At 57.7% G+C, this 13,356-nt stretch carries 12 protein-coding genes; 6 read left to right on the plus strand and 6 right to left on the minus strand.

Features of this window, described 5'->3' with window-relative positions; genetic code table 11:
* Positions 1 to 14: 14 nt before the first annotated feature.
* The 5 genes from KGB06_RS00705 to KGB06_RS00725 all read right to left on the minus strand — a co-directional run bounded on the left by KGB06_RS00705 (position 15) and on the right by KGB06_RS00725 (position 5,451).
* Positions 15 to 1,292, minus strand: coding sequence for an OmpP1/FadL family transporter (locus KGB06_RS00705; protein ID WP_223511219.1), 1,278 nt, complete (start codon positions 1,290 to 1,292; stop codon positions 15 to 17).
* Between the two features lie 285 nt (positions 1,293 to 1,577).
* Positions 1,578 to 2,606 carry an AraC family transcriptional regulator gene (locus tag KGB06_RS00710; protein WP_223511220.1) on the minus strand — a complete coding sequence of 343 codons (1,029 nt, stop codon included), beginning with the start codon at positions 2,604 to 2,606 and terminating at the stop codon, positions 1,578 to 1,580.
* A gap of 825 nt (positions 2,607 to 3,431) precedes the next feature.
* Positions 3,432 to 3,800, minus strand: coding sequence for a DUF6124 family protein (locus KGB06_RS00715; RefSeq protein WP_223511221.1), 369 nt, complete (start codon positions 3,798 to 3,800; stop codon positions 3,432 to 3,434).
* Between the two features lie 475 nt (positions 3,801 to 4,275).
* Positions 4,276 to 4,491, minus strand: coding sequence for a DUF4287 domain-containing protein (locus KGB06_RS00720; RefSeq protein ID WP_223511222.1), 216 nt, complete (start codon positions 4,489 to 4,491; stop codon positions 4,276 to 4,278).
* A 75-nt stretch (positions 4,492 to 4,566) separates the two neighbouring features.
* Positions 4,567 to 5,451, minus strand: coding sequence for a LysR family transcriptional regulator (locus tag KGB06_RS00725; protein WP_223511223.1), 885 nt, complete (start codon positions 5,449 to 5,451; stop codon positions 4,567 to 4,569).
* A 121-nt stretch (positions 5,452 to 5,572) separates the two neighbouring features.
* On the opposite strand from KGB06_RS00725, the gene KGB06_RS00730 reads away from it, so the two are divergent.
* Together KGB06_RS00730 and KGB06_RS00735 are read left to right on the plus strand one after the other, a co-directional pair.
* Positions 5,573 to 7,225 carry a GMC family oxidoreductase gene (locus KGB06_RS00730; RefSeq protein WP_223511224.1) on the plus strand — a complete coding sequence of 551 codons (1,653 nt, stop codon included), beginning with the start codon at positions 5,573 to 5,575 and terminating at the stop codon, positions 7,223 to 7,225.
* 171 nt (positions 7,226 to 7,396) lie between these two features.
* Positions 7,397 to 9,019, plus strand: coding sequence for an MFS transporter (locus tag KGB06_RS00735; RefSeq protein WP_223511225.1), 1,623 nt, complete (start codon positions 7,397 to 7,399; stop codon positions 9,017 to 9,019).
* Between the two features lie 64 nt (positions 9,020 to 9,083).
* On the opposite strand, the gene KGB06_RS00740 is transcribed toward KGB06_RS00735, so the two are convergent.
* Positions 9,084 to 9,452: a DUF427 domain-containing protein gene (locus KGB06_RS00740; protein ID WP_223511226.1), complete on the minus strand. Its 369-nt coding sequence runs from the start codon at positions 9,450 to 9,452 to the stop codon at positions 9,084 to 9,086.
* Positions 9,453 to 9,734: 282 nt separating this feature from the next.
* Here KGB06_RS00740 and KGB06_RS00745 point away from each other — a divergent pair, with 282 nt between their 5' ends.
* From KGB06_RS00745 to KGB06_RS00760, 4 genes are all read left to right on the plus strand, one after another.
* Complete coding sequence (locus tag KGB06_RS00745; protein ID WP_223511228.1) at positions 9,735 to 11,684, plus strand: DNA topoisomerase III; 1,950 nt, start codon at positions 9,735 to 9,737, stop codon at positions 11,682 to 11,684.
* Positions 11,685 to 11,798: 114 nt separating this feature from the next.
* Entirely contained in the window at positions 11,799 to 12,428 is a 630-nt protein-coding gene (locus KGB06_RS00750; RefSeq protein WP_223511230.1) for a glutathione S-transferase family protein, read from the plus strand.
* Between the two features lie 51 nt (positions 12,429 to 12,479).
* Positions 12,480 to 12,983 (plus strand): GNAT family N-acetyltransferase, encoded by a 504-nt coding sequence (locus tag KGB06_RS00755; protein ID WP_223511232.1) that lies wholly within the window; start codon positions 12,480 to 12,482, stop codon positions 12,981 to 12,983.
* 145 nt (positions 12,984 to 13,128) lie between these two features.
* Positions 13,129 to 13,341 (plus strand): hypothetical protein, encoded by a 213-nt coding sequence (locus KGB06_RS00760; RefSeq protein ID WP_223511233.1) that lies wholly within the window; start codon positions 13,129 to 13,131, stop codon positions 13,339 to 13,341.
* Positions 13,342 to 13,356: the final 15 nt, after the last annotated feature.

The raw sequence follows: 13,356 nt of genomic DNA on the forward strand, positions 1-13,356 counted from the left end.
CTCGCCGATTTTTTTCAATAGCGCCAAGTCATGTTGGCGGTCAGGGCTTGAATCCAGGCGTTGTCGAATTCGCCTGATACACGATTGCCAGACAGAGATTTTTGCTGATCGACTGGCATGTCCCCCATCCACACCGTGACCCAACTGAAATTCACGTCTGTCTCTTTATTCAGCGAATAAGTAAAGCCTGTGGCGAAGCGCCAGGCGGCGCCCATGGGCACGGTGGGCGTACGATTACCGTCGGACACAGCGGACGTGTCATAGGCGACACCGAAATCCCAGACCCAGTCCTGGTTCATCTGGTATTGAGCGCCAAGCGCCAATTGATACGTGTCTTTGTAATGCGCATCGATTGAAGCGGCCCGGGAACCGGTTCTGGACGTGTCTACGTCAATGCCGATGTCGCCGAATTTCGACCAATCCTGCCAATTGACCGAGGCCAGAAAAGCCCATTGCGTATCCAGTTGCTGGTACAGGCTGAGGGTCGCCGTTTGCGGTACTTTCAGGTCGATCTTGGTATTGAGGCTGTTGAGGCGACTCACCAACGGAGCACTGCTCTTCACATCCAGGCGATCCTCGAAGTCGAGGTCAACCTGACTGGTGTAAGCCAGGCCAATCCGGGTACCGGGCTTTGGGGCATAAATCACGCCTGCGTTGGCGCCGTAACCCCAGGTGCTGTCCCGGTATTTGTATTGGCCGTCACCCCGTTGTGTCAGTCCGAGCGGAGCCTGATCGATGGCGGCTTCGCTCTTCAGCGTCCCGTACATGGCTTTCAGTCCGACGCCGACGGACCATTGATCGTTGAAGCGATAGGCGACACTGGGTACCAGTGACAGTCCCGCAATGCTCGCGTTCTGCACGAAATAACGGCCGGACCAGTCGTTGTCGTAGTTTTCCGCGAGGCCGAAATCGCCATAGGAGCCGAAGCCGACGGACCACCGATCATCCAGTTGATGGCTGATGAAGAAACTGCCGCCCGGTATGGGATTGAGCGCGTTACCGCTGCCAGTGCCCGGCACATTGGTTTCACTGTCCCGATCAAACGATAAGTCACCAAAAAGAACCTGGGCGCCAGCGGAGATCTGTGTTCCGCTGAGGTAACTCAAGCCTGCGGGGTTGCTGGCGATGGTCGAAGGGCCTTGTGCCCGGGCCGCTGCACCGGCATTGGCCAGTCCGACGTTGTCGGTGGCGATTTCGTACAACATAAGGCCACCTGCAACACTGTGGCCACTGGTAAAGAGTGTCAGCACACCAAGAACAGTAATCGACAACACACTTTTATTTAATGGCATGAAATCCCTCTCTTCAGATCACTCAATCGATATCGCTTAGATCGCCACAAGGCCGGGGCGCCGTCTTTTACTCATGCGGCTTTCTTGAGTATCTGCGCGGAACTCCGACCGCAGGTGCAACTAATCGCCAGCCTCATGAACAGCACAAGAAACCGAAGATCAGCTTTGCAGCCAGCCTGTTGTTGCGTTCACTTTACGGCAATCATCAGAAAGGCATCTTGCATTTGCGGACACCGACGTGCGGTATGGGTGTATGGAAATTGTTGAATCAACCCTCAATGGAGGCTACCCCAGTTCATCTCTCCAATGCTGTGGTGACGTATTTGTCCACGTTTTGAACGCACGGGAGAAGGCGTTTGGATCCTGGTATTGAAGGGTCTGAGAGATTATGGATATCGGCAAATCCGTATCTTTCAAGAGCTGCCGCGCGAAGTTGCTTCTGGAATCGGCGATGAGTTCTCTCAGGTGAGAACCTTCCGCATCCAGTCGGCGTCGCAGCGTTCTTTCATTCAATGAGAATTGACTGGCGATGTGCTTGGAGTTTGCCTGGCCTTTCAATAATAGAGCGTATGTCTGGCTCTTTATTTTTTCTGAAATCGTCAAATGTGACGTGGCGGTCGAAATAGCCAGTTTAAGCAGATGGTGTAAGCGTGGATTCGCCGTACATTGAACTTGCCGGAGTTGCTGATTGTTTATTACAAGTCCGGAGATGCTTGCATTGAACTGAATGTTACAGCGAAATCTTCTGACGTACGGGGTGATGTCTGATGGCTTGCGATATGAAAACTGCACGCGAACTGGCGTCCAGTTAGCGCCTAATAAGGTCCGCAGCATTTTGAGGCCAACCATGACGGCAGTGTCAACAAGTAATGATTGATTGGGCAGGTCGTGGCGATAAATGACATATCCCAACAAACTGTGTTGGCCCGCCAAGGGAAGAAGGAGTGGGGTCGCGCCACGATCATAGAGACAGGCATGCCCGACCAGGTCGTTCAATGCGTCGCCTGGTGAAGTCGCGAGACGCATAAGCTGACCCACCGGCCCCAATTTATCCAGCGAAAAGCGCTCACCGATCAGCAGGCCAATATGGGGGCACTGAGTGTGTTCGAATGCCGTTTTGAACAGGCGAGCAACGTCCATGTAGGCGAGGTGGTTGTCTTCATTTGTAAATTGCTCAAGGCTGATACCGGCGTCTTTAAAAACGCTTCGCGAGGAACCCCCTATCGCGTCAACTACTTCCGAGAAGCTACGGAATGGGCTTGTACTAATTTCTCCAGGCCCGCCCATTCTTAAAGATAATTTTTTGGAGGGCATATTAGCTCGCTATCATTCCTGAAATTGGCGCATTGGCCACGCTGACGAACGTCTGACACATGACGAGCAAAAGAGCGTAGCGCTCATGAACCAGCGCTTGACACCTCGCGGCCGTTCTGCGCCGCCCTCAGTCCTTGGGCCGAATCATCGAATACACGAGTCGTGTGCATTAATTGCATCCAAAAATACATAATATTGAATACGCTGCTTTTAGCACGGATGCGCTTTTTTTTAAATGGTCCATAGATACTATGCTCCACCCTAATAGCCGCTTCCATACATCGAGGAAGTTAGGTTAGAGGGTATTCTTCTGGTGTTTTTGTTCCGATATGCTCAGGGTAAACAGGTCTTGACTAGCGACGTGCCATTGCCGCGTGAGGTGCTCGAAGCTTCATTGGATCTCATCCGCTAAAAAGTATGCTTGTCCTCACTCATGAATATTGTTGGTTTCAATTGTATATAGGCGATGCATTGGTGACCGGCTGCCTCCCACTCGGACTGTGTGTAAATGCAGCAGCCTGGTCGGGCGACGCGAACATGCACTTGGTCAAAAATAAAAATGAAGTGAAGCCAACAGGGGGAATGGGCCCCCTTTTTTCTGGATTAGCAAGGAGACTGTCCGCGCGCAAGGGTTGCAGCTTGCCGGCGCTTTGGGAGCGCAGATGTGTCCGATGTCGTTTATCTGCGAAGACCGCTATTGGCCGATATCAGCCAGAACAGACACGATTTTTCCCGAAAGCTTAGAAATCATGCACGCCCATGCGGACTTACTACATATCCCTCTGTGGCGAAGAACTACCCTCCCCCCGCTACAGAAGGTCGTGCTTACTCCTTCAGCTCAACCTTATCCAACGCTTGATTCACCGCCAATTCCCCCAACATCACCACTTGCGTAATCCCCAGCAGGGTCTTGCGGTGTGAGTTCTCCAGTAACGCCGCAAAATTGCTGAGCATGGTGGTGGCCGAGCCCAGTGACTCGCTGGCGTTGGCCAGCAGGGATTCGGTGTCGTACTTCGGGTTGGCGAGGAACATGGGTTCGGGTTCGGGTTCGTGGTTACTGGCCATGATTTGGGCCGCCGGGTTGAGGTAATGGTCGAGGGCGCGTTCAGCCGCTTCGTGGAATTTTTTGGAATCGAGGGATTCGTAGGGGGATGCCGGATCGGTTTGATCATGGCGAAACTCCTGATTGTTCATTAGGAGTTACCTGCATCACTTGCAGATGATGGGTGGCAGCTATGTGCGGGTCTGCAAGACCGGGAAACCAGGAACCCGGCAGACCGAGGTCTCCCGCACAAAGCCGCCATTTCGCGGACATAAACGAGCGTCCTTTGACAGGGCTATGCGACTGGTATTCCGGCGGGCTTGCAGACCCGATCACTGATGAGCAGTGACAGGAATCAAGTTACTGGTGGGCACCTGGACGCACAAGCCGGCGGATTCTGTCTTACCCGTAGGCGATGGCGCAAGGTGTTGTAGCCTTTGAGTGGTAACAGGGGGCTTCGTTTAAACAGGCAGGATTTTTGTTGTTTAAGCGTCGGTAAACAGAGGGAAATTACTCACTGCGTCAGTCAAACGTAATCCATGTGGGAGCGAGCCTGCTCCTACAGGGTTTTGTGTTTTATCTGGGGGTATTGGGAGGGCATGAACATGCCCTGCCCGCCCTGTTCAGTCACTTCTTGTTGGCTGCCAAATAATACGCAACCAAAGCATTGGCATGGCCATGCCCCAGACCGTGTTCAGTCTTCAACCAGGCCACCATTTCCATGTGCTTCTTGCCGCTCACTGTTCCAAGCAGATTCAGCCAATGGCTGATGGGCTGACCGTACTTATTTTCAATTGAAGGGAAGTACGACGCTGGCCCTTTTACTTTTGTCTCTTCGCTCATGCTGCAAGCTCCCTTAAGCGCGACGGAGTGTCGGATAACGCTCCTTGTCGTCTCCAATAGATTGGACGCCGAACGCTATCCCAGCAACAACCCCTGCTCCGCTTCACACAACCCCACCACATAATCCCAGACCACTCGCAGCCGCACCGATTTGTGCAGCTCGCGCCGGGTACTGATCCAGTAGCTGCGCTGGATGCTTTCATCCGGCAGCAACGGCACCAAATCCGCATCGGCGCTGGCCATGTAGCACGGCAACACGGCGATGCCCAACCCGGAACGCGCGGCCTGTTGTTGAGCGATGACGCTGGTGCTGTGGAACACTACTCGCGGGTTGCGGCAGAAACTGTTGAGGAACATCAGTTCCTGGCTGAACAGCAAGTCGTCGACGTAGCCGATCCAGGCGTGACGACCGAGGTCTTCGCGAGTGTGCAACGGTGGGGAACGGTCAAGATACGCCTGGCTGGCGTAGAGCCCCAGGCGGTAGTCGGTGAGTTTGCGGGTGACCAGCATGTCGGCGGCCGGGCGTTCGAGGTGGATGCTGATTTCGGCTTCGCGGTTGAGGATGCTGACGAAGCGCGGCACCGCCACCAGTTCCACTTCCAGCCCCGGATAGCGTTCGAACAAACCGTTCATGCGGCTGGCGAGGAACATGATGCCCAGCCCTTCCGTCACCCCGACGCGAATCTTGCCCAGTGGCGCGCTGGACTGGGTGATTTCTTCCTGGGCCAGCAGCGCTACGTTTTCCATCGCTTCGGCGTGTTTGAGCAGGGCTTCGCCGGCCGGGGTCATTTCATAACCCTGGGCATGCTGGACGAACAGCGCCGTGCCGAGGCTCTTTTCGATGGCCTCAATGTGCCGGGCGACCGTGGCGTGGGTGGTGTTCAAACGGCGGGCAGCGGTGAGCAAACGCCCGCTGCGCTGCAACTCGAGAAAAAACCGCAGGTCATTCCAGTCGAACATGATCCGTCCTTGAGGCAAGGCTGTTTAAAAACGCACAGCGGCTGCGCAAAAACTAACATTCTTTTGCCGAAAGCTAACAACTAGGATGACTGACAACAAGAACAACAATACGAGGTCAGGGATGCAGACTTCCCTTGATGAATTCGACTACATCGTGGTCGGCGCCGGCCCGGCCGGCTGTTTGCTGGCCAATCGACTGTCGGCCAACCCGCAACACCGGGTGCTGCTGCTCGAAGCCGGCGGCCGCGATAATTACGCGTGGATTCACATCCCCGTGGGTTACCTGTTCTGCATCGGCAACCCGCGCACCGACTGGTGTTTCAAGACCCAGGCGCAACCCGGTTTGCAAGGGCGTACCCTGAGTTACCCGCGCGGCAAAGTGCTCGGTGGCTGCTCCTCGATCAACGGCATGATCTATATGCGTGGCCAGGCGGGCGACTACGACAGCTGGGCCGCTGACGGCAATCCGGGCTGGAGCTGGAACGACGTGTTGCCGCTGTTCAAAAAGAGTGAAAACCATTTTGCCGGCGACTCCGAATTTCACGGTGCCAGCGGCGACTGGCGGGTCGAGCGTCAGCGGCTGTCGTGGCCGATTCTCGATGCCTTTCGCAGCGCCGCCGAGCAAAGCGGCATCGCCAGCATCGATGATTTCAACCAGGGCGATAACGAAGGCTGCGGCTACTTTCAGGTCAATCAGAAGGCCGGGATCCGCTGGAACGCGGCCAAAGCGTTTCTCAAACCGATCCGCCACCGCGCCAATCTCACGGTGCTGACCGACGTCGAGGTGGACCGTGTGCTGCTGGAAAACGGCCGCGCATCGGCAGTCATTACACGCTGGCAAGGTCAGGCGAAAACCTTCAAGGCTCGCAAGGAAATCATCCTGTGTGCCGGTTCCGTCGGCTCACCGGGCATCCTCCAGCGCTCCGGAATCGGCCCTCGCCCGCTGCTGCAAAAACTCGGAATCGGCGTGGTGCATGAACTGCCGGGGGTGGGCGGCAATCTGCAGGATCACCTGCAACTGCGGCTGATCTACAAACTGGAAAACGCGCGGACGCTGAACCAGATCGCCGGCAGCGTGTGGGGCAAGATGGGCATGGGCTTGCGCTACCTGTATGACCGCAGCGGCCCGCTGTCCATGGCGCCGAGTCAACTGGGGGCCTTCGCCCGCTCGGGGCCGGAACAGACCTCGGCCAATCTCGAATACCACGTGCAACCGTTGTCGCTGGAGCGCTTCGGCGAGCCGTTGCACCCCTTCCCTGCCTTTACCGCGTCGGTCTGCGATCTACGGCCGCAAAGCCGTGGCCGGGTGGACATTTGTTCCGCCAACCCGCAGGACGCGCCTCTGATCCAGCCTAACTATCTGAGCCACCCGGAGGATTTGCGCGTCGCGGCCGATGCCATTCGCCTGACCCGCCGCATCGTCGCCGCACCAGCGCTGCGCGCCTTCAATCCGGTCGAGTACTTGCCCGGTGCGCGCTTGCAGACCGAAGAGGAATTGCACGAAGCCGCCGCGCAGATCGGCACCACCATTTTCCATCCGGTCGGCACCTGCCGGATGGGCAACGACGCGGATGCGGTGGTGGATGCCGAGTTGCGGGTCCACGGCATTCATGGTTTGCGCATTGCCGACGCCTCGATCATGCCGCGCATCACCTCGGGCAATACCTGTTCGCCGACGCTGATGATCGCCGAAAAAGCGGCGCAACTAATACTCGAAACTACCGCCAACACACCCACCCCTGTGGGAGCGAGCCTGCTCGCGATGACGAGATGACATCCAGCATATGTGTTGATTGATACACCGCCATCGCGAGCAGGCTCGCTCCCACAGGGGATTGTGCAGCCCCTAGGATTGCAGTTGGCTCGCGGGCATTGAGGACTACTTCTACAAGGAACACGCAACACCAGTGGAACAACAAAAACAATCACTGTAAGGGATACCGATATGTCAGAAAATGTTCAGTCTCTGGAAGCCGTGCCGGTCGAGACGATCAGCCACGACACCCGCAAAGTCATCTTCGCCTCGTCGCTCGGAACGGTCTTCGAGTGGTACGACTTTTTCCTCTATGGCGCTCTCGCGGCGGTGATCAGCAAACAGTTTTTCGCCGGGGTCAACGACACCACGGCGTTCATTTTTGCGCTGATGGCCTTCGCGGCGGGCTTCGTGGTGAGGCCCTTCGGCGCCCTGGTCTTCGGCCGACTGGGGGACATGATCGGACGTAAATACACGTTCCTCGCAACCATCGTACTCATGGGTCTGGCGACCTTCTGCGTCGGCTTGCTGCCGACCTACGCGAGCATCGGCATCGCCGCGCCGATCATCCTGGTGGTGCTGCGCATGCTTCAGGGGCTGGCCCTGGGCGGTGAATACGGCGGCGCTGCGACGTATGTCGCGGAGCACGCACCGATGGGCAAACGCGGTTTCCACACCAGCTGGATTCAGTCCACGGCGACCCTCGGATTGTTGCTGTCGCTGTTGGTGGTGCTCGGCTGCCGTTACTTCACCGGTGACCAGTTCGAAGTCTGGGGCTGGCGCATTCCGTTCCTGTTTTCGATCGTTCTGCTGGGCATCTCGACCTGGATTCGCCTGAGCCTGCACGAATCGCCGGCCTTCGTGAAAATGAAAGCCGAAGGCAAACTCTGCAAATCGCCGCTGCGCGAGTCCTTCGGTAAGTGGGAAAACCTCAAAGTTGTACTGATTGCCCTGTTCAGCATCAACGCCGGGCAAGCGGTGACCTTTTACGCCGCGCAGTTTTACGTGCTGTTTTTCCTCACCCAGTTCCTCAAGATGGACCCGGCCTTGGCCAACGGCCTGCTGATCGTCAGCGTGATCATCGGCGCGCCGTTCTTCATCTTCTTTGGCTGGCTGTCGGACAAGGTCGGGCGCAAGCCGGTGCTGATGATTGGCCTGCTGCTGGCCACTGCGCTGTATTTCCCGATCTTCAAATCCCTGGCGCATTACGCCAACCCGGCCATTGACCAGGCCAGCCGCCAGGCGCCTATTACCGTGTTGGCCGACCCGGCGACGTGCACGTTCCAGTTCGACCCGGTGGGCAAGGCGAAATTTGATAGCCCGTGCGACAAGGTCAAAACCTTTCTGGTCAAGCAAGGCCTGCCTTACGCCAGCGCTGCCGCACCCGCTGGCAGTGGCGTGCAGGTCAGTGTCGGTGACGTGACGCTGGAAGGCTTCGATGAAGCTGCCCTGCGTGGCGCGGTGACCCTCGCCGGCTATCCGTCAAAGGCTGACATGCAGCAAATCAACAAACCGATGATCGTCGCGCTGATCGTGATCCTGATCATCATCTCGGCCATGTGCTACGGCCCGCTGGCGGCGTTGATGGTCGAGCTGTTCCCGACGCGAATCCGCTACACCTCGATGTCACTGCCCTATCACATCGGCAATGGCTGGTTTGGCGGGTTCCTGCCGACCGTGTCGTTTGCCTTGGTGGTCTACACCGGCGACATCTTTTACGGGCTCTGGTACCCGGTGGTGATTACCGCGGTGAGCCTGGTGGTGGGGATGATCTGTTTGCGTGAGACCAAGAACGTGGACCTCGATAAAAACTGACGGGCCTTTGTGGCGAGGGACTCCCTCGCCACGCTTGGCTTTTTTATCTTCAGTAAAACGTCCCTCAGACCTCGGCGTCGAGTAACTCGAACTTCACCTGATCCGGGTAGAACGCCACATATTCGCGTATCTGCTCAACGGACACTTTGGGGTCTTCATAACTCCAAACCGCATTGGCGCTTTCATGCCCCGGGACTTGCAAACTGAAATAGCTGGCATCGCCCTTGTAGGGGCAATAGCTGGTGTGGTCGGTGCGGGCGTAATACTTTTCGTCGATGTCCTCTCGCGGCACGTAATACACCGGCGGGTAATTGGCCTCCAACAGCACCAGTGCGCGCGCGGACGCGGCCACCTGAATGCCATGAAACTTCACCAACAGGCAGCCCGGCTGCTCGGCGATGGTAATGACAGGACTAGGAGCGGAGCTTTTCATGGAATACGTTCCTCATGACGGTGATAAACCTGTGGGAGCGTGCGGTGCGGCGATCCGGCTTGCCCGCGATGGGTCGCGCAGCGGCCCCAAAACCCGAGACCACATCTGTCAGGTATAACCCAAAATTCGTCATCGCTACGGCCTCGCAGCCGAACGGACCGTTTCGACGATAGCAACCAAACGCAACAGCTTTGCTGTACATCCATACAGATAAAGATTGATCGATTGCTCATCTCCGGCCATTCTGTGCGCCTCTTGCACACTTGAAGAACGATGGTGGTTATGCGGCTGTACCTCTGTGAAAAACCTTCCCAGGCCAAAGACATTGCGGCCGTGCTCGGCGCCAAGCGTCGGGGCGATGGCTGCTGGCTGGGAACAGACGTCACGGTGACCTGGTGCATCGGCCATTTGCTGGAAACAGCACCGCCGGACGCCTACGACGCGCGCTACAAACGCTGGGTACTGGCGGACCTGCCGATCATTCCCGAGAAATGGAAGATGACCGTCAAGCCGCGCACGGCCAGCCAGTACAAAGCCGTCAAACGCTTGCTCGGCGAGGCCGATGAGCTGGTAATCGCCACCGACGCCGACCGTGAGGGTGAGATGATCGCCCGCGAACTGGTCGAGCACTGCCGCTATCGCGGGCCGATCCGCCGGTTGTGGCTGTCAGCGCTGGACGACGCGTCGATCCGCAAGGCACTGGCCGCGCTCAAGCCTGGGGCCGAAACCTTCAGCCTTTATCATTCGGCATTGGGCCGCTCCCGGGCTGACTGGCTGATCGGGATGAACATGAGCCGGTTGTTTACGTTATTGGGGCGTCAGTCCGGTTATCAGGGCGTATTGCCGGTGGGCCGGGTGCAGACGCCAACGTTGCGGCTGGTGGTGGATCGTGATCGCAGCATTGCCGACTTCGTCCCCGTGGCCTACTGGGCCATCGATGTGCAACTGCTGCACGACGGCACGGCGTTCACGGCTCAGTGGCGCGCGGCATCCGATGCTTGCGACGATCAGGATCGCTGCCTGAATCAGTCCCTCGCACAAGACGCTGCCCGAGCAATTGGCAACGCTGCGAGTGCACGCGTGATCAAGCTGCGCACCGAGCGAATGCGTGAAATGGCGCCTTTGCCGTTCGATCTGGGCACCTTGCAGGAAGTCTGCTCGAAGAAGCTCGGGCTCGGCGCCCAGGAAACCCTTGATATCGCCCAGGCGCTCTACGAAACCCACAAGGTCATCACCTACCCGCGCAGCGATTGTGGTTTTCTGCCATTGAGTCAGCACAGCGAAGCCCCGGGGATTCTCGCCGCACTGCGCCAGGCCGATCCGTCCCTGAACGCGCTGAACGATTACCTGGAACCGCAACGGCGCTCACGGGCCTGGAACGATGCCAAGGTCACCGCTCACCACGGCATCATCCCGACGGCGGCGGCGAAGAATCTGGATCGGCTGGTGGGCAAACAGCGGGCGGTCTACACGCTGATCCGCGCCCGTTATCTGGCGCAATTCCTGCCCAATCACGAATACGACCGCACCCAAGCCGATTTCAACTGTGCCGGTGAAGCCTTGCGCGCCGTCGGCAAACAAATCGTCGAGCCCGGCTGGAAACGTGCCCTGCCGGAAGCCCTGGCCCCCGCCAAGGGCCGCGAGGCGCCGGCGCCACAAACCCTGCCGGCATTGGCCGAAGGGCTCGATTGCGCAGTGGCCGACGTGAAGCTCAAGGACCTGTGGACGCAGCCACCCAAACCGTTCACCGAAGGCGACCTGATCAAGGCCATGAAGAACGTGGCCAAACTGGTGGAAGATCCGCTGCTCAAACAGAAGCTCAAGGACACCACCGGCATCGGCACCGAGGCGACACGCGCCTCGATCATCCAGGGCTTGCTCGACCGTGGTTATCTGATCAAGAACGGCAAAGCCCTGGCCGCCACCCCGGCGGCCTTCAGCCTGATCGATGCGGTGCCGCGCGCGATTGCCGACCCCGGCACTACCGCGATCTGGGAACAGGCGCTGGACATGGTGCAGAGCGGCGAAATGAGCCTGGAAGAATTCGTCACCAAACAGGCGGCGTGGATGAGCAAGCAAGTCGCCCGTTGCGCCGGTCTGAGCCTGACCATCAGCGGGCCGGCCAGTCCCGCCGGGCGTGGCGCTGCACCGTGGAAAAACAAACGCAAGCCGGTGAAACGTAAACCCGCGACGAGCAGCAAACGCGCCACCAAACCGGCAAGCAAGGCTTGATGGCACTTCGAACGGACGGTGATGGTCTAGTGTTCTTCAAGTCCGGCGACCGCCTGTTTTTGAACAGATATCGCAGCCTCGTTTCACTCGATAGCTGCTACAGGAATTTTATTTATGATTATCGTGCATCACCTGAACAACTCCCGCTCCCAGCGCATTCTCTGGCTGTTGGAAGAGCTGTCAATTCCTTACGAGCTGAAACGGTATCAGCGCGATCCGAAAACCAATCTCGCACCGCCGGAACTGAAAGCGATCAATGCGTTGGGAAAATCGCCGGTCATCGAAGACGGTACGCAGACGCTGATCGAGTCCGCAGCGATCATCGACTACTTGATTCGCCGGCATGGCCAGGGTCGTCTGCAACCCGATCCGTCCACACCCGCCTACGACGAATACATCCAGTGGCTGCACTTCGCCGAAGGCTCCGCCATGTTGCCGCTGATGTTGAACCTGTATGTCGGACGTCTGGGTGAAGCCGGTGGACCGCTGCATCCGCGCATCAACTCGGAAGTGGCCAATTACCTTGGCTACCTCGACACCGCACTGAGCCAGTCCGATTTTCTGCTCGGTGATGACTTCAGCGCCGCCGACATCCAGATGAGCTTCATTGGCGAGATCGCCAGAGTCCAGGGCAAGCTGGGCAACTATCCTCATGTAGCGGCCTGGATCGATCGCTTCCAGGCGCGCCCGGCTTACATCGCCGCATTGAAGAAAGGCGGGAAGTACGACTTCGCGCCGCACTGAGTGATCCTGACAGGGCCACGGATGGCCCTGCGCAATCTGGAGCGCCCCTAAATGCCTTCGATAGAACTGCACGCCGCACAGCGCGACGACCTCGACACCCTCGAAAACCTGATGCAGTTCTACGTATACGACTTCAGCGAATGGCTGCCACTGAAATTGGGTGAACATGGTTTTTTCAGTATCCAGCCCAAACCGGAGTACTGGCGTAACCCTGCGACCCGGCCGTTTCTGATCAGGGTGGACGGTGAGCTGGCCGGTTTCGTGACCGTAGATGACGACACCCACATCAAGGGTGCCGAGTACAACATCGGCTACTTTTTTGTCAGTCGGCGCTTCCGTGGCCAAGGTGTCGCGAAATTTGTCGTTTCCACCCTCTTGAGCCAATTCCCCGGTCAATGGCAGATTTTCCACATCGATGCGAACCCGCCCGCACGACGGTTCTGGGCCAAAGTGATACCCGATCTCGCAGGCGGCCTATTCACCCTGCATCAGCGGCCAGTAGACGGTTATCCCTCCACCTTCTACCGCTTCCACTGCCCACCGCCGTCGCCCTGACGGACGCGTCCAGGCTTGCGTTTTTCATTCCAATCCGTTTTGTCAGACAATATGTAGTGACTTAAAAAAATCACTACATAACGGTTGACGCCTCCGATTTGCCCTTGCATGATGCAGACATCTCCCCGATCGGGAGTACCGCAACATGTTTGAGCAAGCTCGTCTGACCGCCGAGCTGTTTTTCCCGGATACACGCTGCCCACAAGGCAGATTGAAGAAGCTGACCTGGCCCGAACGTCCAGTACAAGGACGAGAAGCGCTGGCGATCAATCCTCATGAAGCTTGTGGCCGACCCTCAAAAGTCGGCAGTGGCCAGAAGGTTATCGCTGCTTCTCTTCGTTGTGACGCTAACGCGTAGCAGTTATTCAACACG

The organism is Pseudomonas sp. GL-B-19, from assembly GCF_019956415.1.
Taxonomy (GTDB): domain Bacteria; phylum Pseudomonadota; class Gammaproteobacteria; order Pseudomonadales; family Pseudomonadaceae; genus Aquipseudomonas.

Excerpts from the sequence above, each read along its gene's own strand:
- KGB06_RS00715 (WP_223511221.1), bottom strand. The coding sequence starts at position 3,800 with ATGAACAATCAGGAGTTTCGCCATGATCAAACCGATCCGGCATCCCCC.
- KGB06_RS00730 (WP_223511224.1), top strand. The coding sequence starts at position 5,573 with ATGCAGACTTCCCTTGATGAATTCGACTACATCGTGGTCGGCGCCGGC.
- KGB06_RS00705 (WP_223511219.1), bottom strand. The coding sequence starts at position 1,292 with ATGCCATTAAATAAAAGTGTGTTGTCGATTACTGTTCTTGGTGTGCTG.
- KGB06_RS00740 (WP_223511226.1), bottom strand. The coding sequence starts at position 9,452 with ATGAAAAGCTCCGCTCCTAGTCCTGTCATTACCATCGCCGAGCAGCCG.
- KGB06_RS00745 (WP_223511228.1), top strand. The coding sequence starts at position 9,735 with ATGCGGCTGTACCTCTGTGAAAAACCTTCCCAGGCCAAAGACATTGCG.
- KGB06_RS00725 (WP_223511223.1), bottom strand. The coding sequence starts at position 5,451 with ATGTTCGACTGGAATGACCTGCGGTTTTTTCTCGAGTTGCAGCGCAGC.
- KGB06_RS00710 (WP_223511220.1), bottom strand. The coding sequence starts at position 2,606 with ATGCCCTCCAAAAAATTATCTTTAAGAATGGGCGGGCCTGGAGAAATT.
- KGB06_RS00750 (WP_223511230.1), top strand. The coding sequence starts at position 11,799 with ATGATTATCGTGCATCACCTGAACAACTCCCGCTCCCAGCGCATTCTC.
- KGB06_RS00720 (WP_223511222.1), bottom strand. The coding sequence starts at position 4,491 with ATGAGCGAAGAGACAAAAGTAAAAGGGCCAGCGTCGTACTTCCCTTCA.
- KGB06_RS00760 (WP_223511233.1), top strand. The coding sequence starts at position 13,129 with ATGTTTGAGCAAGCTCGTCTGACCGCCGAGCTGTTTTTCCCGGATACA.
- KGB06_RS00755 (WP_223511232.1), top strand. The coding sequence starts at position 12,480 with ATGCCTTCGATAGAACTGCACGCCGCACAGCGCGACGACCTCGACACC.
- KGB06_RS00735 (WP_223511225.1), top strand. The coding sequence starts at position 7,397 with ATGTCAGAAAATGTTCAGTCTCTGGAAGCCGTGCCGGTCGAGACGATC.